Raw genomic sequence first — 20,313 nt, 5'->3', positions numbered from 1 at the left:
GATCAGGCCGGCAGCCGCAGCTCGAACACAGCCCCGCCGCCTTCGCTGGGGACCAGTCTCAGCTCGCCGCCGTGCAGGGCCGCCAGCTCGCGCGATATGGTCAGGCCCAGGCCCGACCCGTCCGAGCTCTTGGAACTGACGAAGGGTTCGAACAGCCGCTCGGCCAGGCGCGGCGGAATGCCCGGCCCGTCGTCGGCGATGCGGATGACGCACAGCCGGTCTTCCCCAAAGGCGCTGACCGTGATCGCCCCCTTGCCGCGCCGTTCGGCCGGACGCCCGGCGTCCGCCTCGATGGCTTGCCGCGCGTTCCTCATCAGATTGACCAGGATGCGATACAGCTGATCCGGATCGGCCTCGACCGCGAACCGGGCCGGCAGTTGCTTGACCAGCCGCACCCCCTCCGGCTCCAGCCCCGCATCCTCGGCCGCCAGGGTCAGGGCCTTGGTCAGGACCACGCGGGTCTTCTGGGGCGCCGGCTCCTCGCTGCGGCCATACTCCAGCACATTGCGCGACAGGCTTGCGGCCCGGCTCAGCGCCCGTTCCAGCCGCGGCAGGGCCTTGGCCACCTGCGGGTCGGCCGAGGTCGCCAGCCGCTCGGAGGCCATCTGGGCCGAGGTCAGCATGTTGCGCAGGTCGTGGTTGATCTTGGCCACCGCCTCGCCCAGGGCGACCAGCCGGGCGCGCGAGCGCAAGGATTGACGGACCTCCTCCTGCATCCGCGACAGTTCGCGTTCGACCCGGCCGATTTCGTCATGCCGGTCGGACGGCGCCTCGGCCTCGCTCTCGGGATCGGCGGCGAACCGCTCCATCGACCGGGTGACGCGCCGCAGGGGCTGTAGCACCAGCAGGGCCAGACCGCCGTACAGCAGGGCGCCCGCCGTCAGGGACACCACCAGGGACACCAGAAGGCTATTCAACAGGAAGGCCTTCAGTTCGAGCTTCAGCGGCTGGGCCGGGGTGACGATCTCGATGAAGTCGCCCGAGCGATAGCGCGGCTTGGCCTGGACCCGCAGCGACCGGTCCGGGTGGCCGAACAGGGTGCGCCAGGGGTCGGTCAGTCGCGCCCAGCTGTTCTGCTGGCGCAGGTCGATCAGCTCGGGCGCGCGGGGCAGATTGGGCGCCTGCAACAGCAGCCGGCGCACCCCCTGTTCCGTCAGGGCCACGGCCTGGACCCCGCCGATCCGCATCAGCTCAGCCGCCGTATCGTCCTCGACCGCGCTATAGGGCAGGGCCTCGACCCCGACCGAGGCCAGTTCGGCCGCTTGCAGCCGGTCGCGCAGCCAGCGCTCGTGGAAGGCGGCCAGGTTCGGCCCCATGATCAGGGCCTCGACCGCCAGGGTGAAGGCCACGGTCAGCAGCAGCAGCCGCGCCGACAGGCCGTCGGGCGCGCGGGGCCGCAAACGCTCGCGCCAGGTCTCCACCGCCTCGGGCGACAGTTTCAGCGCCGCCGCCGCCTTGTCGAACAGGGGGCTCATGCCGGGGCGGCCTCCGCGCGTCGGGCGCGGACCATCTGGACCAGTTTGATGCCGATGGGCAGCAGCAGGGACAGGAAGACCACCCCCATCAGCGGCCAGAAGAACTGGCGCAGCAGCATCGGCAGGTCCGGCCGCACTCCGGCCCGCAGCAGGTCGCCCAGCTGCGATCCGATCCAGGTGTAGATGAAGGTGGAGGGCAGCAGGCCGATAAAGGTGGCGATCACATAGGGCCGCAGCGGCACCGCCATCATCCCCGCCGTAGCGTTGACCAGGACGAAGGGCACGCTGGGGATGACACGCAGGGTGAACAGGGTGGTGAAGGCGTTGCGGTCGATCCCCTTGGCCACCCGGTCCATGAAGCCGGCGTCGGCCTCGAACTTGGCCCGCAGCCAGGTCCCGATCGAGGTGCGATAGACAGAATAGATGACGACTGAGCCGATGGTGGCCCCGCTGGCCTGGGCCAGGGCGCCGACATAGGGGCCGAACATCATCCCGCCCAGCAGCGTCAGAAAGACGGGGCCGGGAATGGTGGAGGCGGTGGCCAGGGCGTAGACGGCGATGAAGGCGACCAGGGCGGTCCACCAGTGGGCCTGGGCGTAGGCCTGAAGGTTCAGCCCGTGCTCGCGGATCAGATCCATCGACAGATAGCGGTTCCAGCCCAGGGCGAAGAAAACGACCACCAGGCCGGCGATGACCGCCAGCGGCAGCAGTCGCAGGCCCCATTCCTTCGCCGTTCGTTTCGCCATACGCTCTTCATTCCCGAAATGCCGTCCGAGCGTTGACTCACGCGGACATGCGACTTATACGCCCGCCCTTCCTGCGACGGACGCCTCTTGTTCCGCCGCCCAACCATTTAACGTCAGGAGCCGACCGTGAAGCGGACCTATCAGCCGTCGCGACTCGTGCGCAAGCGCCGTCACGGTTTCCGCAGCCGGATGGCCACCAAGAACGGCCAGAAGATTGTGGCACGCCGTCGCGCCAAGGGCCGCAAGCGCCTGACGGCGTAAGCGGCTTGCGCGTCCGGACCTTGGACGCATGAGCGACCCTTTACAGATCAAACGTCTGTTGCGGCGGCCCCAGTTCCTGGCGGCCGCCAAAGGCGTTTCCGAGGCGCGCGGCGGCGTGGTGATCCAGAGGCTGGAGCGCGGCGACGGATCGCCGCACATCGGCCTGGGCTTCACCGCCACTCGCAAGATCGGCGGCGCCGTGGTGCGCAATCGGGCCAAACGCCGTCTGCGCGAGGCTGCGCGGGCCATGTTGTCCGTCCACGGCGTGCCCGGCAGCGACTATGTCTTCATCGCCCGAATGGGCACGACCGAGCGTGCGTGGGACCGTCTGCTTGACGACGTGAAATCGACGCTTACAAGGCTGGCGACACCGAAGGCCGACCGGCCTTCGCCCGCCCGCGCCCCATCCGGCCAGGACCGCCCGAATCCATGAAAAACGAGAACTCGCGCAACACGATCATCTTCATCGTGTGCTCGGCCCTGATCCTGGGAATTTACTGGTTCACCGTGCTGCGTCCGCAGGCCGAGCGCCGCGCCGTCCAGCAGCAGGCCCAGGCCGAACAGTCGCAGACGGCCGAGAACGCCGCCCGCACGGCCTTGAGCCCGCAGGGGCTGACCTTCGTCACCGATCGCAGCCAGGCGCTGAGCACCGCCGCGCGCGTGCCGATCCAGTCGGGCACCCTGAAGGGGTCCCTGTCGCTTCAGGGCGGCCGGATCGATGACCTGTTCCTGACCGACTACAAGGAAACACAGGACAAGCCCGAGCCGGTCGAACTGTTCCGGCCGCAGGGCATGGAGAACGCCTATTTCGCCCAGTTCGGCTGGACCGGCCCCAATGTGGTCGGCGGCGTGCCGGGACCGAACACCGTCTGGCGCCTGACCGCCGGTTCGACCCTGACCCCGACCAGCCCGATCACCCTGACCTGGGACAATGGCCAGGGCCTGCGCTTCACCCGCGTCGTGTCGGTCGATGACCGCTATGTCTTCTCGGTCAAGGACACGGTCCAGAACCTGGGAACCCAGGCCATCACCATCGCCCCCTATGGCAGCGTCCAGCGCCAGGGCGTGCCGCCGCTGGCCGGATCGTCCCACATCGTCCACGAGGGGGCCATCGGCACCTTCGGCAAGCCGGGCGAGTACCGGACCGAGCAGAAGAAGTACAAGGACTGGCTGAAGGAGCCCCGGATCGAGAACGCCTCGACCGGCGGCTGGCTGGGCATCACCGACAAATACTGGCTGGCGGCCCTGCTGCCCCAGCAGAACGAGGCGGTCGAAACCGAATTCCGCGTCCGCGACGTCAACGGCGGCCAGCAGCTGGAAGCCAATATCCTGGGCGCGAGCCGCACCATCCAGCCGGGCGCGACCGCGACCGAGACCCAGCGCCTGTTCGCCGGGGTCAAGCGGGCCGAGGTGCTGAAGACCTATGAGGAGAATCTGGGTCTGCCGCGCTTCGTCTATGCGATCGACTGGGGCATGTTCTGGTTCCTGACGCGCCCGATCTTCTGGATCCTGGAGAACGTCTACGGCCTGGTCGGCAGCTTCGGCGTCGCCATTCTGGCCCTGACCGTCATCGTCAAGCTGATCATGTTCCCGCTGGCCAACAACGCCTACGCCAGCATGTCCAAGATGCGGAACCTCCAGCCCAAGATGGAGGAGATCAAGAAGAAGTTCAAAGACGACCCGCAGAAGCAGCAGCAGGAGACGATGGCCCTGTACCAGAAGGAGAAGATCAATCCGGTCGCCGGCTGTCTTCCGCTTCTGCTCCAGATCCCGGTCTTCTACGCCCTGTACAAGGTGCTGACCGTCACCATCGAAATGCGCCACCAGCCCTTCCTGGGCTTCATCAACGACCTGTCGGCGCGCGACCCGTCGGTGGTGTGGAACCTGTTCGGCCTGATCCCCTGGGATCCGGCGACCCTGCCCCTGCTGGGCGCCCTGCTGGTCGGACCTCTGGGCATCGGCCTGCTGGCGGTGGCCTATGGTCTGACCATGTGGCTGCAGACGGCGATGAACCCGCCGGCGGCCGATCCGGTCCAGCGCCAGATCTTCCAGTTCATGCCGCTGGTCTTCACCTTCATCATGGCCCCGTTCGCGGCGGGCCTGCTGGTCTACTGGGCCTGGTCGAACATCCTGACCATCCTCCAGCAGTACTACATCATGCACCGCTACAAGGCGGAGAACCCGATCGACGACTTCATCGCGCGCATCCGGAAGACGAAGGCCGCGTGATCGACGAAACCGAGTTCACCCCTGAGGACATCGAGGCTGCGCGGATTCTGTTCGCGCGGCCGGCGACCTTCATCATGGGCGCCGCCAAGATCGAGCAATTGCCCGATCCCGACCTGCCCGAGATCGCCTTCGCCGGCCGGTCGAACGTCGGCAAGTCCAGCCTGATCAACGGCCTGGTCGGCATGCACAAGCTGGCCCGCGCCTCGAACGAGCCGGGTCGGACGCGCGAGGTCAATTTCTTCGACCTGGACGGCCGGATGCGTCTGGTCGACCTGCCGGGCTACGGCTGGGCCAAGGCGTCCAAGACCACGGTCAAGAAGTTCCAGGACCTGGGCCGCGACTATCTGCGCGGCCGGGTGACGCTGAAACGGGTCTATCTGCTGATCGACAGCCGTCATGGGCTGAAGAGCGTGGACAAGGAGGCGCTGGACGCGCTGGACCTCGCCGCCGTCAGCTATCAGATCGTCCTGACCAAGGCCGACAAGCTGAAGAAGGGCGAAGGCGAGGCGGTGCAGGAAGCGACGCTTAAGGCCATCTCCAAACGCCCCGCCGCCTTCCCGGTGGTGGCCCTGACCTCGTCCGAGAAGGGGCTGGGCCTGCCCGAACTGCGCGCCGAGATCATGCGCACGACCGGCGCGACGATTGATTGATATCTTTCGTCATCCTCCGGCGAGCGTAGCGAGACCGGGGGACCCAGCGGCGCCGCAGGCGATGTTTCCGCCTAATGATCCTTGAAGGTGGTTTCAGCGACAGGTTCGCGCTCACGCGCGCCGCTGGGTCCCTGTGTGTTGCAGGTGTGTCAGACTGTGTGCGGGCGGGAAACCGTTGGGTCCCAGGTCCTTGCAGACCGTATCGGGGTTGGGTTCCCGCCCGCTTTGGTATCCACCTGAACAGTTGCACGAGGCCGCAGCCACGGACCTCGCATCACAGGGACAGGCTCATGAACATAGCCCCTGGCATCGTGGGGATCGATATCTCCAAGCGATTTCTTGACGTTTTCGACCCTCGGATCGGCCGGCCAGAGCGGGTGGCCAACACCGAGCCGGAGATCCAGGTCCTGGCGCTTCGCCTGGCCGCATCTGGCGATCGGGCGGTGTTCGAGGCCACCGGCGTCTATGACCGGATCCTGCGACGCGCCCTGGAAAGCGCCGGCGTCGGCTTCAGTCGCGTAGATCCGAGCCGCGCCCGCGCCTTCGCCCGCGCGGCTGGCTTCCTGGCCAAGACCGACGCCGTCGACGCCCGGATGCTGGCGGCCATGGGCCAGGCCCTGCAGCCGCGTCTTGAGGAGGTCGTCGCCCCGGCTCGCGAACGCCTAGCCGGACTGAATGCCCGCCGCGACCAACTCGTCGCCATGCGCGCCCAGGAGCGCAACAGACGCGCCGAACACCGCGACGACCCGGATATCCAGGCCAGTCTGGATCAGCACCTGGACTGGCTCGACGCCCAGGTCCGCGACCTCGACGCCCGCATCCGACGCCTGATCGCGGCGGACCTCGAACTGCGCCAAGCCGAGCAACATCTGAGGTCGGTTCCCGGCGTTGGCCCCGTCGCCGCCGCCACGTTACTGGCTCGGGTTCCCGAGCTGGGTCGGCGTTCTCCAAAGGCCATCGCCGCTCTCGTCGGACTCGCGCCCTTCAACGCCGACAGCGGCGCCCGAAGAGGACATCGTGCGATCCGCGGCGGACGAAAGCGCGTCCGCGACGCCCTCTACATGAGCGCCGTCACCGCCGCCCGCTCGAACACCGTATTCTCGACCTTCTACAGCCGGCTGCGGGACGCCGGAAAGCCCCCGAAGGTCGCCCTCGTCGCCGTCGCCCGAAAGCTACTCACAACACTCAACGCAATCGCCAGAACTCAAACGCCGTTCAAGGCATAAACACAGTTGCCCCGGTCTGCGCCGCGAAGCCGCAGCTTGCCGGAGGATGACGAAAGCAAGATCGCACAAAAAAGGCCCGGAGATCGCTCTCCGGGCCTTCTTCGTTTCAGCCTGTGGCCCGCCCTACTTGGCGGCCGGCGCCGCCGAGCGGACCTCGACCGGCAGGCCCAGGGCGTCGAGCTGCGGCTTGACCACCGCGGCGTCGCCGACGACGACCCAGATGAAGCGCGACGGGTCCAGGGCGGCCTTGGCCGCCGCGTCCATCTGCGCCGCCGTCAGAGCATTGGTGCGGGCGGCGACCGTCTCGGGGTAGTCGTCCGGACGGCCCAGCATGTCGTTGGTCCGCATGGCGCCCAGAACCGCGCCCGAGGTCTCGTAGCTGCCGGCCAGACGGCGGGTGTTGCCGTTGACGGTGCGCTCCAGTTCGGCCGGGGTCACGCCCTTGCCGCCCTTCAGGAAGTCGTTGAACTGGGTGTTCAGGGCCGCGATGGCCGGGCCGGTCTGGTCGGCCTGAACCGGGGCGGTGACCAGATAGGGGACGCGTCCGGCGAAGCCGGCGGCCGAGGCGTTGACCCCGTAGGACCAGCCCTTGGTTTCACGCAGGTCCGAGTTGATGCGCGACAGGAAGTCGTTGCCCAGCACATTGTTGGCCGCGTTGAACACCAGCAGATCATCCGTGCCGCGCGCCGCCAGGACGTCGCCGCCCAGGATATAGGACTGGGGCGACTGCGGCCGGTCGATCAGCACGATCCGGGACGTGGTGGCCGGGATCGAGCCGGAGAAGTCCTTCACGCCCTTGGCCACCGCCGGAGCGGTCCAGCGGCCGAACTGGGCCTCCAGCACGGGTGTGATCTCCGACAGGGGTTTGTCCGAGACCACGAAGATCTTGGCGTTGTCGGGCCGGATCCACTCGGCGTAGTCGGCGCGGATATCGGCCTCGCTGATCGCCTTGACGCTGGTTTCGTCGCCGTTGCCGCTGAAGGGACGGCCATAGGGGCTGGCCGCGCCATAGATCAGTTCCGGCAGGGCGCGGCTGGCCAGTGCGGCCGGCTGGGTCCGCTCGGCGGCGATACGGGCCAGGCGGGTGGCGCGCAGCCGCTCCAGCTCGGAGGCGGCGAAGGCCGGGTTCTTGACCACATCGGCCAGCAGGGCGACCGAGGGCTCAAGGTTCGGGGTCACGGCGGACAGCTGGACCACCGAACGGTCCATCGAGGCGCCGGTCGAGATGCTGGCGCCCAGGGTTTCCTGGGCCTCGGCCAGCTGGGTCGCATTCCGGGTGCGGGTGCCCTCGTCCATCAGGTCCAGCATCAGGCTTTGCAGACCCAGTTTCGACGCGTCGTCCGCCGCCAGGCCGGCGTCAAAGTCGATGGCGATCTTGGTCGCGGGCACCGCGTCGCGCTGGGCGTAGACCACCTCCATGCGGTTCGACAGGCGGGTGCGCTGGACCGACGGGAAGTCGACATTGGCGACCTGACCGATCTCGGGCTTGGGCATGCGGGCGACGCGCTCGATCGGCGGGGCCGGGGTGTGGTTGGCGCCCGACGGCGCCTCGGCCGCCTCTGCATAGGCTTCGCGTTCGCCCGGCAGGGTCGTCAGCGTATAGGCCGGACGGGTCAGCCACTTCTGCATGGCGGCCTGGACCTGGGCCGGGGTCACGGCCGCATAGGCCTGGAGCTCTTTCTTGTAGTGGTCCGGATCGCCGGCGTAGAGCTGGCCTTCGGCCAAAGCCACGGCCTTGCCGCCGAAACCGCCGACCTGTTCAAGGCCCTGGACGGTGCGCGAGACATACTGGGTCTTGACCCGTTCCACCTCGGCCGCCGTCGGACCGTCGGCGATCAGACCGTTCAGGAGCTCGCGGGTGCGGGCCTCTACGGCGGCCGGATCCTGGCCCGGTTTGACGTCGATGGTGATCTCGAACATGCCGACGCGATGATAGGCGCCGTTGGAGGCGCTGACCGAGACGGCGCTCTGCTCGCCGCGCACCAGGGCGTTGTCCAGGCGCGAGCTGGCCAGGCCGCCCAGCACCGAGGCGCCGACGCTGAGGGGCACGGAATCGTCATCCAGCATGCCGGGCACGGCCCAGCTGATCTCGACCCGGGCGTTGGAGACCCGGTCACGGGTGGTTTCGCTGATCGGGGCGGGCAGGGTGGGGACGGGCGCTTGGGCCGGGGTGTTGACCGGTCCGCGGGGGGATGGGGCCGAAATATTTCTGGGTCAGTTCACGCGCCTTGGCGGGCGTGATGTCGCCGGCCAGGACCAGGACCGAGTTATTCGGGCCATAGTTGGAGCGGAACCAGTCGCGCACCGTCTCCATCGAGGCCGCGTCCAGATCGGCCATCGAGCCGATGGTCGAGTGGCGATAGGGGTGGCCTTCGGGGAACAGGGCCTCCAGCTGCTTGTACTGGTTCAGGCCGTAGGGCTGATTGTCGCCCTGACGTTTCTCGTTCTGGACGACGCCGCGCTGTAGATCGAGCGTCTCCTGGGTGATGGCGCCCAGCATATAGCCCATGCGGTCGCTTTCCATGAACAGGGCCTGTTCCAGCGCCGGGGTCGGGACGGTCTCGAAATAGTTGGTGCGGTCGAACCAGGTGGTGCCGTTCATATCCGTCGCGCCCATGTTGCGCATCGGGGTGAAATAGCTGCCCGGCGCATTCTCGGACCCGCCGAACATCAGGTGTTCGAACAGGTGGGCGAAGCCGGTCTTGCCGGCCGGCTCGTCCTTGGATCCGACATTATACCAGACCGACAGGGCCACGACCGGGGCCTTGTGGTCCTCGTGCACCAGCACGGTCAGGCCGTTGTCCAGAGTGAACCGGGTGTATGGAATATCGACTTCGGCGACCAGTTCGGACACCGGCGCGGCCTGGACCGCAGGCGCGGACGCCTGAGCCGGCGCCGCGGGCGCCGAGGCCCAGACCGGAGTGGTGACCGCCAGAAGGGCGGCTGCGGCGACGAGGGAACCGGTACGGCGCATCGAATGACATCCTTGGGTTACAGTTGGACCGGACCATAACGACGGTCGATGCGCTGGCAACGCGACCCATTGAACATGAACAAAGCTTCATCTTCGCGCGCCTTCGCCCCGGAAAAGGTTGCATCGCCGGACCCCCGGTCTTATGCGCGCGTCAACTCCCCGAAGACTGCTGCCCAAGCCTGTAGAAAGAGCCGCCATGTCCGCCCCCGCCGACAAGCCCATCAAGAAGGTCGTCCTCGCCTATTCGGGCGGTCTGGACACCTCGATCATCCTGAAATGGCTGCAGACCGAATATAACGCCGAGGTCGTGACCTTCACCGCCGACCTGGGCCAGGGCGAGGAGCTTGGCCCCGCACGCGAGAAGGCGCTGAAGCTGGGCATCAAGCCCGAGAACATCTTCATCGACGACCTGCGCGAAGAGTTCGTGCGCGACTTCGTCTTCCCCATGTTCCGCGCCAATGCGCAATATGAGGGCGACTATCTGCTGGGCACCTCCATCGCCCGCCCGCTGATCTCCAAGCGCCAGATCGAGATCGCGCGTCAGGTCGGCGCCGACGCCGTCTGTCACGGCGCGACCGGCAAGGGTAATGATCAGGTCCGGTTCGAGCTGGGCTATTACGCCCTGGAGCCCGACATCCGCGTCATCGCCCCCTGGCGCGAGTGGGAGTTCCGCAGCCGCGAGGCCCTGCTGGACTTCGCCGAGAAGAACCAGATCCCGATCTCCAAGGACAAGCGCGGCGAGGCGCCCTTCTCGGTTGACGCCAACCTTCTGCACTCGTCCTCCGAGGGCAAGGTGCTGGAAGACCCGGCGGTCGAGGCGCCCGAGTTCGTCCACCAGCGCACCATCTCGCCCGAGGACGCGCCGGATGTGGCGACGGTCATCGAGATCGGTTTCGAGAAGGGCGACGCCGTCTCGATCAACGGCGAGGCCATGTCGCCGGCCACGATCCTGACCGCCCTGAACCAGTACGGCCACGACAACGGCATCGGCCGTCTGGATCTGGTCGAGAACCGCTTCGTCGGCATGAAGTCGCGCGGCGTCTATGAGACCCCTGGCGGCACGATCCTGATCGCGGCCCACCGCGGCATCGAAAGCATCACCCTGGACGGCGGCTCCATGCACCTGAAGGACCAGCTGATGCCGAAATACGCCGAGCTGATCTACAACGGCTTCTGGTTCTCGCCCGAGCGCGAGATGCTCCAGGCCGCCATCGACCTGAGCCAGGAAAAGGTCTCGGGCGTGGTCAAGGTCAAGCTGTACAAGGGTAATGTCTCGGTCATCGGCCGCGAGAGCCCCCACAGCCTTTACGACCAGGATCTGGTGACCTTCGAAGAGGGCGTCCAGGCCTATGACCACAAGGACGCCGCCGGCTTCATCAAGCTGAACGCCCTGCGCCTGCGCGTCCTGGCCAAGCGCGACGCCCGCAAGGCCTAGCGATAGACCGCCGAGGGAAGCCGATGACCGTCAAGGACCGCCTCAGGATCCACGAGACCCGGCTTCTCTCGGACAACTGGTATGTGCTGAAGACGACCCGTTTCGACTGGAAGCGGCGCGACGGTGTCTGGCAGACCCAGGACCGGGAACATTACGACCGGGGCAATGGGGCGGTGCTGCTGCCCTATAATCCGGCGGCGGGCACGGTGTTGCTGGTGCGCCAGTTCCGGTTGCCGGCCTATCTGAACGGCTATGACGATCTGCTGATCGAGGCGGCGGCCGGTCTGCTGGACGACGCCGAACCCGAGGTGCGGATCCGCGCCGAGGTCGAGGAAGAGCTGGGCTATCGCCTCGGCGCGGTGCGCAAGGTGTTCGAGGCCTTCATGAGCCCCGGCTCCGTCACCGAAATCCTGCACTTCTTCGTCGCCGAGTACGACCCCTCGATGCGGATCGGCGACGGCGGCGGCCATCCGGACGAGGGTGAGGACATCGAGGTGCTGGAGCCCACGCTGGACGAAGCCCTGGCCATGATCGCCGACGGCCGCATCCGCGACGCCAAGACCATTATGTTGTTGCAGCACCTGGCTCTGACGCTCCGGACCTAGGCGCGCCGTCCGCCTAGAGCATTTTCCGATCAGTCTGCATCATAGCCGGCGGCGGCGAAGTAGTTGGCGCATTCTTGGGGAGAGTAGGTCTGGATGATGCGGGCGATGGCGTCCCAGAGTTGGTCGATTGTCCGAGCGGCGGCCTTTCTCAGCAGGGCCTTGAGCTTGGCGAAGGCGTTCTCGATCGGGTTGAGGTCGGGACTGTAGGGCGGCAGGAAGAGCAGCCGTGCGCCGACAGCCTCGATGGCGTCCCTGATGGGCGTGCTCTTGTGGGCGGCGAGATTGTCCATGATCACCACGTCGCCGGGCTTCAGGGTCGGGGCCAGCACCTGTTCGACATAGGCCAGGAACCAGGCGCCGTTCATCGGGCCGTCGAGCACCATCGGGGCGGTCATGCCCGTCAGCCTCAAGGCTCCGACGAAGGTGGTCGTCTTCCAGTGACCGTGCGGCACGCTGCACCTCAGCCGCTGCCCGCGCGGCGCACGTCCGTGGCGGCGGGCCATCTTGGTCGAGGCTCCCGTCTCATCGATGAAGACGAGCCGCTCGGGATCGAGGTCGAGCTGGCTGTCGAACCAGGCCTGACGCCGGCTCAGGACGTCGGGGCGGCTCTGTTCGTCCGCGTGCGCCGACTTTTTTGGAGCGAGATCCGGCGGCGCACGAAGAACCGCCACAAGCTCGACAGGCTGGTCCCCACGCCCTGTTCGGCCAGAGCCGTCTGAAGCTCCGCCAGGGTGATGTCGCTCTTGCGCTCGACCAGGCCCAGGATCAGGTCGGCATGGCCTTCAATCCGCCCAGAGCGCCGATCTCCGCCCAGAGGCCCCGGCCGCACGTCGCCCTGCCTGCGGACCCGCGAGCGCCAGCGGATCGCGCTGGCCGCGCTGACCCCGAACCGGGCCGCCGCCTGACGGCACGACATCCCGCCCTCAATCGCCGCGATCACACGATCACGCAAATCTACCGATAGCGCCTTGCTCATTCATGCTGGCCTCCGCCTCCAGCACGAAGGTTGAATCAGAACCCGGACCCCTTGGGAATCCCAAACGATTCAATCAGGTCGCCAAATGCTCTAGTGAGCGACCTCTGACTGGGCCACCTCTGACTGGGCGATCCTCAGGATGGCCCGGTTGCGATCGTCCGCCACCCAGATCGACCCGTCGGCGGCGACCGCCATGACCACCGGCGCGCCGCGCGGCTGTCGGCCCGCCACCCTGTCCCAGCCCGGCGTCAGCACCTTGCCGCGCACGCTGGGCGCACCGGCCGGATAGGGCAGGGAGCCGCGCGGATAGATGGCGTAGCGTCCGCCGATGTCGGTCAGGGGCCGGCCTTGCGCGTCCGTCTCGGCCGCCACGATCCGACCGCCCGCGCGACGATAGCCGTGCCAGCTCATCAGCAGCCGGCCGCGCAGTTCGGGGAACATCGCCCCTTCGTAATAGATCAGGTCCAGCGGCGCGGCGTGCGGCGGCAGCAGGGCGACCGGCTTGTCCCTCTGGCCACACCGCGCCTGGCCTGCGCTCCAACCGGGCAGGGGCGTGGTCAGGTCCACACAATAGGGCCAGCCGTAATGGCCGCCCTGACGCAGGACATTGATCTCGTCATAGGGATGGTCGGGCTTGGTCAGATCGACCGAGTTCTCGCCTTGCAGGATCGTGCCCGACGGATGCCGCACCAGGGCGATGGAGTTGCGCAGGCCCGAGGCGAAGACCGTGCTGTCCTGCGCCCACCGACCGTCGCCCAGATAGGCGTGGCGTCGCACCTGGGCCGTTTCGACGCTGTCGGCGCATCCGCCTGAGCCGTCGGTGCGTGGCCGACCCCGAACGTCCAGACACCGGTCGCTGGGCGCCCCCACATTGACCAGCAGGGCGCCGTCGCCGTCGAAGACGAAACTGGACAGGGGGTGGCGATTGTCGTGCAGCCGGTTGTCCGGCAGGTCGCCGATCACGGTCCGCACCGTCGCGGACGGGTCGGCCGCGTCCGGGTCCAGCGTCAGGATGCGGTTCATCTCGGACACATAGATCCGTCCGTCCGGTCCCCGCGCCACCGTGTGGGGCATGCTGAGCCCCTGGGCCAGTCGTCGCCAGCGCGCCGCGCCGTCGGTATCGAACGACAGCCGCCAGACCGCGCCGCGTCCCGGCTCCCACCCGCCCAGATCGGTGACCAGCCAGTCGCCGCCGGACAGGGTCATAAGGCCGCGCGGCATGCGCGGTCCGTCGGCGCCTGCTCCCTGCCAGACCAGACCCAGACAGTAGCCGGGCGCCATCCGCACCGTGGTCGCGGGCCGACCGCCGCAGTCGCCGTCCACGGCATAGGCGGGCGCGGCCGGCTTTGCGCTGGCCGGCAAGCCCAGCGGCCCCATCAGTGTGAGGACAGCCAGCGAGATGAGGGATCGAAGCGGAAGGCGCATCCGTCCTTGGTAAGGCCCGGCCGGGCGGATGGCGAGGGCCGGGACAGGGCTTACGGCGCGAACAGAATCCACAACCCTGTGCCCGCAAAGCCGACGGCGGCGGCCAGGCGGATCCATTTCAGCGGCAAGGTCTTCGCCGCCTTTTCCCCCAGCAGGACGGCGGGCCCGTTGACCAGCATCATGCCCAGGGTCGATCCGGCCACGACCAGGGGCAGGTTCTCGAACCGGGCGGCCAGCATGGCGGTGGCGACCTGGGTCTTGTCGCCCATCTCGATCAGGAAGAAGGCCGAGGCGGTGGTCCAGAAGATGGCCCAGAAGCCGCGCTGAACCTCGCCCTTCTGCTCGTCCAGCGTATCGGGGATCAGGGCCCAGGCGGCGAAGCCCAGGAAGGCGACGCCGACGATCCAGCGCATCCATTCGCCGGTGATGAAATGGGCCAGCACCGTGCCGGCCAGGGCCGCAAAGGCGTGGTTCAGCAGGGTGGCGGCGAGAATGCCCAGGATGATGGGCGTCGGTCGTCGCCAGGTCGCCGCCATCACGATGGACAGCAACATCGTCTTGTCCCCGATCTCCGCGATGGAGACCAGGCCGGTCGAGATCAGAAAGGCTTCCAAGAAGGAACCTGTGTGCGCGGGAGCCTCGGCGGACGGACCTGTGGCGTTCGCAGCCGGGCCCCGCGTGGACATCCCTGCGAAAGCCGCCGGTCTTGCCGTGATCCGGATCACAAATGACCTGGACCGTTCCCGCACCATCCTCTCCGGGAGAGGAAGTATGTTGACGCGAGCCCCGCTAATCGTTGCGGGCGGCTACTCCCCGATGACGATGCGGGGTTTAGGCCGCGACGTCGGAAATGAAAAGTCGATAACGACTCGCAAGCTTGGGGTCAGAAGGGCTGGGGTCAGATCAATCCCTGCCGTCCCGCCTCCGCCGTCAGTTCGTCGCGGAACTGGGGCGCGGCCAGGGCGATCAGGGCACGCGCCCGCTCGCGGGTCGATTTGCCCTTCAGGTTCGTCCAGCCGTGCTCGGTGACGATGATGTGGACGTCGTTGCGGGGCGTGGTGACCGGGCCGTCCAGCCGGGCGACGATGCGCGAACAGGTCCCCTTGGCCGCCGTCGCATGGCAGGCGATGATCGACTTGCCGCCTTCGGACCCATAGGCGCCGCGCACAAAGTCCAGCTGTCCGCCCGAGGCGGTGAACTGGCGCCCGTTCAGGAACTCCGAACAACAGGCGCCGCTCAGGTCGATCTGAAGCGTGGCGTTGACCGAGACCATCTTGGCGTTGCGCGCGATCACCGCCGGATCGTTCACATAAGAGACCGGACGGGGCCTCAAGCCCGCGATTGCCGTCCAGGAAGTCATAGGTGTTCTGGTCGCCCATCGAGAAGGCGAAGACCCCGACGCCAGGGTGCAGGGTCTTGCGGGCGTGATTGGCCACCCCGGCCTGCATCAGCTCGACCAGGCCCGGCGTCAGCATCTCGGTATGGACCCCCAGGTCGCGGTGGTGCTTCAAGGCGTCGCAGACGGCGTTGGGCAGGGCGCCGATCCCCATTTGCAGCGTCGCCCCGTCCTCGACCAGACCGGCGATGATCCCCAGCCGACCGATGGCGAGGTCGGCCGGCTGGGGCTCGGCCCTGGGCACGACCAGCAGCGGGGCGGCGTGTTCGACGATCCCCGCGACCCTGGACACATGGACGGTGCAGTCGCCAAACACGCGCGGCATGTGCGGATTGACCTCGACCACGATGGTCCGGGCCGTCTCCGACACCGGCTTGGCGTAGTCGGTATTGGTCCCGAAGGAAAAGAATCCGTCGGCGTCCATCGGCGAGACGGTGCAGACCAGCGCATCCACCCCGACCTCGTCGCACAGCAGCCGGGGCGACTGCTGGAAGCCGGTCGGGATGAACTGGACCGGATTGGGCCGCCCTTCTTCGAAGGCGCGTTGCTCCAGCCGGCGTTCGACGGCGCTGTGGAACAGGCTCCACGGCCGGATCCGGTCCATCAGCTCATAGCGCAGCACGGTGTCGCCGGCGATCGAGGTGGAGAGCAGATAATAGAGGTTCACATCCTCGACCTCGCCCCGCTCGGCCCGTTCGGCCAGGGCCTTCAGCAGGGCCGGGGGTTGCGACACGCCCAGGCCCATGGCCACCTTGGCGCCCGATACGATCAGGGCGGCGGCCTGGTCCGGGGTCTTCAGCCGTTCGGCATAGAGGGCGGCATGGTCCATGGCGTCTCTCCCGTCTGCGCGCCGCCCTGTTCAGATCGAGGCGGCGTCGTAGGGCAGACTACCCTGCGTCCAACGCGAGGACGGGTCTAGACTTTGGTCGGATCGTCTATGCTCGGGGGCTCTGGCGTTTCGGGCTCGATCGGCGACGGCTCGTCCTGTAGGGGCGCGCGGCGACGCTTCTGCCAGCGCGCGATCCCATAGGCCGCCAGCCACAGGGCCATGGCCCAGGCCGAGCCCGCAGCCCAGCCGGCGAAGACGTCCGTCGCCCAGTGCGCCCCCAGATAGATGCGGGTCAGCCCGACCAGCAGGGCCATGACCATGCCGACGCCCAGGACAAAGATCTTGAACCCTGGACGCGGAAAGGCCCGCGTCAGCATGACGGCGACGCTCAGATAGAAGACGGTCGCCAGCAGGGCGTGGCCGGAGGGGAAGCTGGCGTTGGTGGTTTCGACCGCCTGCATGAGCTGGGGCGGGCGCTCGCGCTCGAACACCGCCTTCAGCCCTTCGCTCAGCATCACCCCGCCCGCCAGGCCCAGGGCCAGCAGCAGGGACGACAGCCATTTCCTCTGACTCAGCAGGAAGACGATGACGATCAGGGCGAACAGGCCCAGCACCGCTATACCGCCCAGGGAGGTGATGTCGGCCGCCGCCTCCTTCAGCCACCCCGGCCCCCAGGGGCGGCCGGGATCGTCGGCATAGGGGCGCAGCAGGGCCAGCACTTGATGATCGAAGGCCTGGCCGTCGGCCTCGGTCATGGCGTCGGCGATCTCGATGAAGCTCGTGACGCTGATGGCGGTGACGAAAAGCGCCGTCAAAGCCACGATCTCCGTGCGCGCGATTGTCAGGATGCGTATCAAAACGGGACGGATATTTAAAACAGCCATGGGGCGCCGAAACGGCCACGCTCGACTGAGGTTCCGATCACGCGTTCGTGATACTGCAGCTGCGAAGGCTCCCGATGGGTTCGCTGGCTTGCTCGCTGGATTTTCCCCAGGCGTGGACGACTTGTCCGACCGATTCGCCGACAAAGCGAGCGTCAAGACGTTGACGGGTTATTAGGCATGTGCGCCCTATATGTGGGCTCGGGGAGCGTTGAAGCCACTAGATGATGTGGTTGCGACGCAGGTGGCTCTAGGCTGTTTATTGTTCAGGACGCAGATGACCATGGCTGGCGGCGAGGCTTTGAAGACGACGGAATTCCAAGGTGTTGTGACGAACGCGACCCCTGAGAAGCCGCATCTGACTGTCGTGAAATCGGTCCAGGTGGATCGTTCGCGCGACGCCCTGCTGACCGACTTCGGCAAGAAGACCCTGGAAGACCGCTACCTGCTGGCGGGCGAGAGCTACCAGGACATGTTCGCCCGCGTCTCGACCGCCTTCTCGGACGACGCCGATCATGCCCAGCGTCTGTACGACTATATGAGCCGCCTGTGGTTCATGCCGGCGACCCCGGTCCTGTCGAACGGCGGCGCGGATCGCGGCCTGCCGATCTCCTGCTTCCTGAACGCGGTCGGCGACAGCCTGGACGGCATCCAGAGCGTCTGGAACGAGAACGTGGCCCTGGCCTCGAACGGCGGCGGCATCGGCACCTACTGGGGCGGCGTCCGCTCCATCGGCGAGAAGGTCAAGGGCGCGGGCAAGACCTCGGGCATCATCCCCTTCATCCGCGTGATGGACAGCCTGACCCTGGCGATCAGCCAGGGCTCGCTGCGCCGCGGCTCGGCCGCCGTCTATCTGGACATCCACCATCCCGAGATCGAGGAGTTCCTCGAGATCCGCAAACCTTCGGGCGACTTCAATCGCAAGTCCCTGAACCTGCACCACGGCGTCAACGTCACCGACGAATTCATGGAGGCGGTGAAGGCCGGCGACAGCTTCGACCTGAAGTCGCCCAAGGACGGTGCGGTCATCAAGACCGTCGACGCCCGCTCGCTGTGGACCAAGCTGCTCGACATCCGGATGCAGACCGGCGAGCCCTATATGATCTTCTCCGACACGGTGAACCGCCAGATGGCGCCGCACCAGCGTGAGCTGGGCCTGAAGGTCAAACAGTCGAACCTGTGCGCCGAAATCATGCTGCACACCGGCCGCGATCACCTGGGCGTGGACCGGACCGCCGTCTGCTGCCTGTCGTCGGTCAATGCCGAGACCTTCCTGGAGTGGCGCGAAGAGCCCAAGTTCATCGAAGACATCATGCGCTTCCTGGACAATGTGCTGGAGGACTTCATCCGCCGCGCCCCGGAGGAAATGAAGGCCGCCGTCTATTCGGCCAAGCGCGAACGTTCGGTCGGTCTGGGCCTGATGGGCTTCCACTCCTTCCTGCAAGGCCAGGGCGTCGCCTTCGAAAGCGCCATGGCCAAGTCGTGGAACATGCGCCTGTTCAAGCACCTGCGTCGCGAGGCCGACAAGGCCAGCCGCGTCCTGGCTGAAGAAAAGGGCCCTTGCCTGGACGCCGCCGAACGCGGCGTGATGGAGCGGTTCAGCCACAAGCTGGCCATCGCCCCGACCGCCTCGATCTCGATCATTTGCGGCGGCACCTCGGCGGGCATCGAGCCGATCCCGGCCAATATCTACACCCACAAGACCCTGTCGGGCTCGTTCGCGGTCAAGAACCCCTATCTGGAGCGTCTGCTCGACGAGAAGGGGATCAACACCGAGTCGGTCTGGAACTCGATCCTCGAACACGAGGGCTCGGTCCAGCACCTGGACGCCCTGAACGAGGACGAGAAGGGCATCTACAAGACCGCCTTCGAACTGGACCAGCGCTGGGTGGTGGAACTGGCCGCCGACCGCGCGCCGGAAATCTGCCAGGCGCAATCGCTGAACCTGTTCATCCCCGGCGACGTCAACAAATGGGACCTGCACATGCTGCACTGGTCCGCCTGGGAACGCGGCGTGAAGTCGCTGTATTATCTGCGCTCCAAGTCGGTGCAGCGCGCCGCCTTCGCCGGCGCCGAGGACAAGGTGGAGGCGGTCATCGATCCGAACCAGCCCGACCTCTTCTCGATCCCCAAGACTGACTACGACGAGTGCCTCGCCTGCCAATAGGCGGTCGGATGTCAGACCTTAAAGGGCTCCGCTCAGCGGGGCCCTTTTTCACGTCTGGAACCCCCGCGTGGCGCCGTCGTTTCAAAAGGGACGAAACAGTGTCGTGAAAATGTCTGTTGGAGTCTGGTTGTACCTGGTGCAAGCTGGAGATCAGCGGACGGTGGGAGACCGAATGCGTGTTGTGGTGTGGAGCGTTGGAGTAGGGATCGTCCTGGCGACAGCCGGCGTCGCCGACGCGCGCGCCCAGGCGACGGTGCCGAACGCCTTCGACGAAGCCCCTGAAACACCTCAGACTTTGACCGCGCGCCTCAATGAGCCGGGTGGTTTCCGCGTCGCTCCCGACGCCCGGTTTGGATCCGAAATCGAAATCAGCGCGCCCCTGCGGCCGGCTGAGACCCAGGGTTTGGCCGCCACCAGCCGCAACGACATCTGGATCGACCGCAACGCCTTTACCGATCGTGTCACTCTGGAAACCGCCGGGCGGCTGCGTCGCGCCGACGGCTCGCCCCTGCCGGTCACGCCGGTCGACCGGGCCGAGCTGGAGGCCGAGGGTTATGATTTCCGCTATGTTCGCGGCTTCCGCGGTGCGGTGAGGCATACCGCGTCCGGCCTGGAAGTCAGCCTGACCCCGCACGCCGGCTTCGGCGTCGGCAGCGACGGTGGATCGGCCGAGGCCGGCGCCACGCTGAAGATCGGCGAGGGCCTGGATCGTCTCGCGCCTGACGGCGGCGCGCGCTTCGGCGAACGCCCCCGGTGGTATCTGTACGCCGCCGGTTCCGGTCGGGCGGTGGGCTATAATTTCGCCCGCACCCGCGACGGCGACTACGCCCGCTCCGGCTATACCCAGGATCGCGGCGGCTTCCTCGGCGACGCCTCGGTCGGCGTGGCCTATCGCCGGGGCGACGTCCAGACCTCGGTCGGTCTGGTCTATCGCGAGATCGACGCCGGCAAGGGCCTGCGCGGCATGAACGGCCTGGACACCGACGTGGATGAAGGCCTGATCGCCTTCCAGCTGTCGATCAAACCCCGCCGCTGATC

At 67.1% G+C, this 20,313-nt stretch carries 16 protein-coding genes, 2 pseudogenes and 1 riboswitch; of the genes and pseudogenes, 9 read left to right on the top strand and 9 right to left on the bottom strand.

The window, feature by feature from the left end:
• Positions 1 to 2 precede the first annotated feature (2 nt).
• Complete coding sequence (locus tag OU998_RS00225; RefSeq protein ID WP_267514845.1) at positions 3 to 1,475, bottom strand: sensor histidine kinase; 1,473 nt, start codon at positions 1,473 to 1,475, stop codon at positions 3 to 5.
• Complete coding sequence (locus OU998_RS00220; protein ID WP_267514844.1) at positions 1,472 to 2,221, bottom strand: TVP38/TMEM64 family protein; 750 nt, start codon at positions 2,219 to 2,221, stop codon at positions 1,472 to 1,474. The genes OU998_RS00225 and OU998_RS00220 overlap by 4 nt, the downstream gene beginning before the upstream one ends.
• A 126-nt stretch (positions 2,222 to 2,347) precedes the next feature.
• On the opposite strand from OU998_RS00220, the gene rpmH reads away from it, so the two are divergent.
• The 5 genes from rpmH (at position 2,348) to OU998_RS00195 (ending at position 6,587) form a co-directional block, all read left to right on the top strand.
• Complete coding sequence (gene rpmH, locus OU998_RS00215; RefSeq protein WP_003164000.1) at positions 2,348 to 2,482, top strand: 50S ribosomal protein L34; 135 nt, start codon at positions 2,348 to 2,350, stop codon at positions 2,480 to 2,482.
• Positions 2,483 to 2,510: 28 nt separating this feature from the next.
• Positions 2,511 to 2,915 (top strand): ribonuclease P protein component, encoded by a 405-nt coding sequence (gene rnpA / locus OU998_RS00210; RefSeq protein ID WP_267514843.1) that lies wholly within the window; start codon positions 2,511 to 2,513, stop codon positions 2,913 to 2,915.
• On the top strand, positions 2,912 to 4,711 hold the full coding sequence (gene yidC, locus OU998_RS00205) for a membrane protein insertase YidC (protein ID WP_267514842.1): 1,800 nt from the start codon (positions 2,912 to 2,914) through the stop codon (positions 4,709 to 4,711). The genes rnpA and yidC overlap by 4 nt, the downstream gene beginning before the upstream one ends.
• Entirely contained in the window at positions 4,708 to 5,361 is a 654-nt protein-coding gene (gene yihA, locus OU998_RS00200) for a ribosome biogenesis GTP-binding protein YihA/YsxC (RefSeq protein WP_267514841.1), read from the top strand. Before yidC ends, yihA begins: the two co-directional genes overlap by 4 nt.
• 290 nt (positions 5,362 to 5,651) lie before the next feature.
• A complete protein-coding gene (locus OU998_RS00195) occupies positions 5,652 to 6,587 on the top strand; it encodes an IS110 family transposase (protein WP_267514702.1) in 936 nt (311 codons plus the stop codon).
• A 126-nt stretch (positions 6,588 to 6,713) separates the two neighbouring features.
• Here the strand turns inward: OU998_RS00195 and OU998_RS17020 are convergent.
• Positions 6,714 to 9,320: pseudogene (locus OU998_RS17020) on the bottom strand (insulinase family protein); the annotation flags it as partial.
• 437 nt (positions 9,321 to 9,757) lie between these two features.
• Here OU998_RS17020 and OU998_RS00180 point away from each other — a divergent pair.
• Together OU998_RS00180 and OU998_RS00175 are read left to right on the top strand one after the other, a co-directional pair.
• On the top strand, positions 9,758 to 10,996 hold the full coding sequence (locus OU998_RS00180; protein ID WP_267514839.1) for an argininosuccinate synthase: 1,239 nt from the start codon (positions 9,758 to 9,760) through the stop codon (positions 10,994 to 10,996).
• A gap of 23 nt (positions 10,997 to 11,019) precedes the next feature.
• Entirely contained in the window at positions 11,020 to 11,601 is a 582-nt protein-coding gene (locus tag OU998_RS00175) for an NUDIX domain-containing protein (protein ID WP_267514838.1), read from the top strand.
• Between the two features lie 29 nt (positions 11,602 to 11,630).
• On the opposite strand, the gene OU998_RS00170 is transcribed toward OU998_RS00175, so the two are convergent.
• From OU998_RS00170 to OU998_RS00150, 6 genes and pseudogenes are all read right to left on the bottom strand, one after another.
• Positions 11,631 to 12,577 (bottom strand): IS630 family transposase gene (locus tag OU998_RS00170; protein WP_267514837.1). Its coding sequence is split into 2 segments (ribosomal slippage): positions 11,631 to 12,241 and positions 12,241 to 12,577, totalling 948 coding nucleotides; the frame shifts between segments, so codons are not numbered across the junction.
• A 90-nt stretch (positions 12,578 to 12,667) separates the two neighbouring features.
• The gene (locus OU998_RS00165; RefSeq protein ID WP_267514836.1) at positions 12,668 to 14,002 is read right to left on the bottom strand and encodes a PQQ-dependent sugar dehydrogenase; all 1,335 of its coding nucleotides are present in this window, start codon (positions 14,000 to 14,002) and stop codon (positions 12,668 to 12,670) included.
• A gap of 50 nt (positions 14,003 to 14,052) precedes the next feature.
• Positions 14,053 to 14,616 (bottom strand): TMEM165/GDT1 family protein, encoded by a 564-nt coding sequence (locus OU998_RS00160; RefSeq protein ID WP_267514835.1) that lies wholly within the window; start codon positions 14,614 to 14,616, stop codon positions 14,053 to 14,055.
• A gap of 70 nt (positions 14,617 to 14,686) precedes the next feature.
• Positions 14,687 to 14,829, bottom strand: a riboswitch (yybP-ykoY riboswitch).
• Positions 14,830 to 14,900: 71 nt separating this feature from the next.
• The gene (locus tag OU998_RS16980; RefSeq protein WP_324287993.1) at positions 14,901 to 15,275 is read right to left on the bottom strand and encodes an acetyl-CoA hydrolase/transferase C-terminal domain-containing protein; all 375 of its coding nucleotides are present in this window, start codon (positions 15,273 to 15,275) and stop codon (positions 14,901 to 14,903) included.
• Between the two features lie 442 nt (positions 15,276 to 15,717).
• A pseudogene (locus OU998_RS16975) lies at positions 15,718 to 16,227 on the bottom strand (4-hydroxybutyrate--acetyl-CoA CoA transferase); the annotation flags it as partial.
• Positions 16,228 to 16,313: 86 nt separating this feature from the next.
• The gene (locus OU998_RS00150; protein WP_267514834.1) at positions 16,314 to 17,048 is read right to left on the bottom strand and encodes a phosphatase PAP2 family protein; all 735 of its coding nucleotides are present in this window, start codon (positions 17,046 to 17,048) and stop codon (positions 16,314 to 16,316) included.
• Between the two features lie 337 nt (positions 17,049 to 17,385).
• On the opposite strand from OU998_RS00150, the gene OU998_RS00145 reads away from it, so the two are divergent.
• Together OU998_RS00145 and OU998_RS00140 are read left to right on the top strand one after the other, a co-directional pair.
• On the top strand, positions 17,386 to 19,275 hold the full coding sequence (locus OU998_RS00145; protein ID WP_267514833.1) for a ribonucleoside-diphosphate reductase subunit alpha: 1,890 nt from the start codon (positions 17,386 to 17,388) through the stop codon (positions 19,273 to 19,275).
• A 172-nt stretch (positions 19,276 to 19,447) separates the two neighbouring features.
• The gene (locus OU998_RS00140) at positions 19,448 to 20,311 is read left to right on the top strand and encodes a lipid A-modifier LpxR family protein (RefSeq protein ID WP_267514832.1); all 864 of its coding nucleotides are present in this window, start codon (positions 19,448 to 19,450) and stop codon (positions 20,309 to 20,311) included.
• The last annotated feature ends 2 nt before the right edge of the window (positions 20,312 to 20,313 follow it).

The sequence above is a fragment of the Brevundimonas sp. SL130 genome (assembly GCF_026625805.1).
Classification (GTDB): Bacteria; Pseudomonadota; Alphaproteobacteria; order Caulobacterales; family Caulobacteraceae; genus Brevundimonas.
Note: the sequence above shows the minus strand (reverse complement) of the source record. Positions and strands in the feature narration are given on the sequence as shown.

Coding starts and splice junctions, on each gene's coding strand:
- OU998_RS00195 (WP_267514702.1), top strand. CDS start 5,652: ATGAACATAGCCCCTGGCATCGTGGGGATCGATATCTCCAAGCGATTT.
- OU998_RS00225 (WP_267514845.1), bottom strand. CDS start 1,475: ATGAGCCCCCTGTTCGACAAGGCGGCGGCGGCGCTGAAACTGTCGCCC.
- yidC (WP_267514842.1), top strand. CDS start 2,912: ATGAAAAACGAGAACTCGCGCAACACGATCATCTTCATCGTGTGCTCG.
- rnpA (WP_267514843.1), top strand. CDS start 2,511: ATGAGCGACCCTTTACAGATCAAACGTCTGTTGCGGCGGCCCCAGTTC.
- OU998_RS16980 (WP_324287993.1), bottom strand. CDS start 15,275: ATGGTCTCGGTCAACGCCACGCTTCAGATCGACCTGAGCGGCGCCTGT.
- OU998_RS00220 (WP_267514844.1), bottom strand. CDS start 2,221: ATGGCGAAACGAACGGCGAAGGAATGGGGCCTGCGACTGCTGCCGCTG.
- OU998_RS00140 (WP_267514832.1), top strand. CDS start 19,448: ATGCGTGTTGTGGTGTGGAGCGTTGGAGTAGGGATCGTCCTGGCGACA.
- OU998_RS00165 (WP_267514836.1), bottom strand. CDS start 14,002: ATGCGCCTTCCGCTTCGATCCCTCATCTCGCTGGCTGTCCTCACACTG.
- OU998_RS00145 (WP_267514833.1), top strand. CDS start 17,386: ATGACCATGGCTGGCGGCGAGGCTTTGAAGACGACGGAATTCCAAGGT.
- OU998_RS00180 (WP_267514839.1), top strand. CDS start 9,758: ATGTCCGCCCCCGCCGACAAGCCCATCAAGAAGGTCGTCCTCGCCTAT.
- OU998_RS00175 (WP_267514838.1), top strand. CDS start 11,020: ATGACCGTCAAGGACCGCCTCAGGATCCACGAGACCCGGCTTCTCTCG.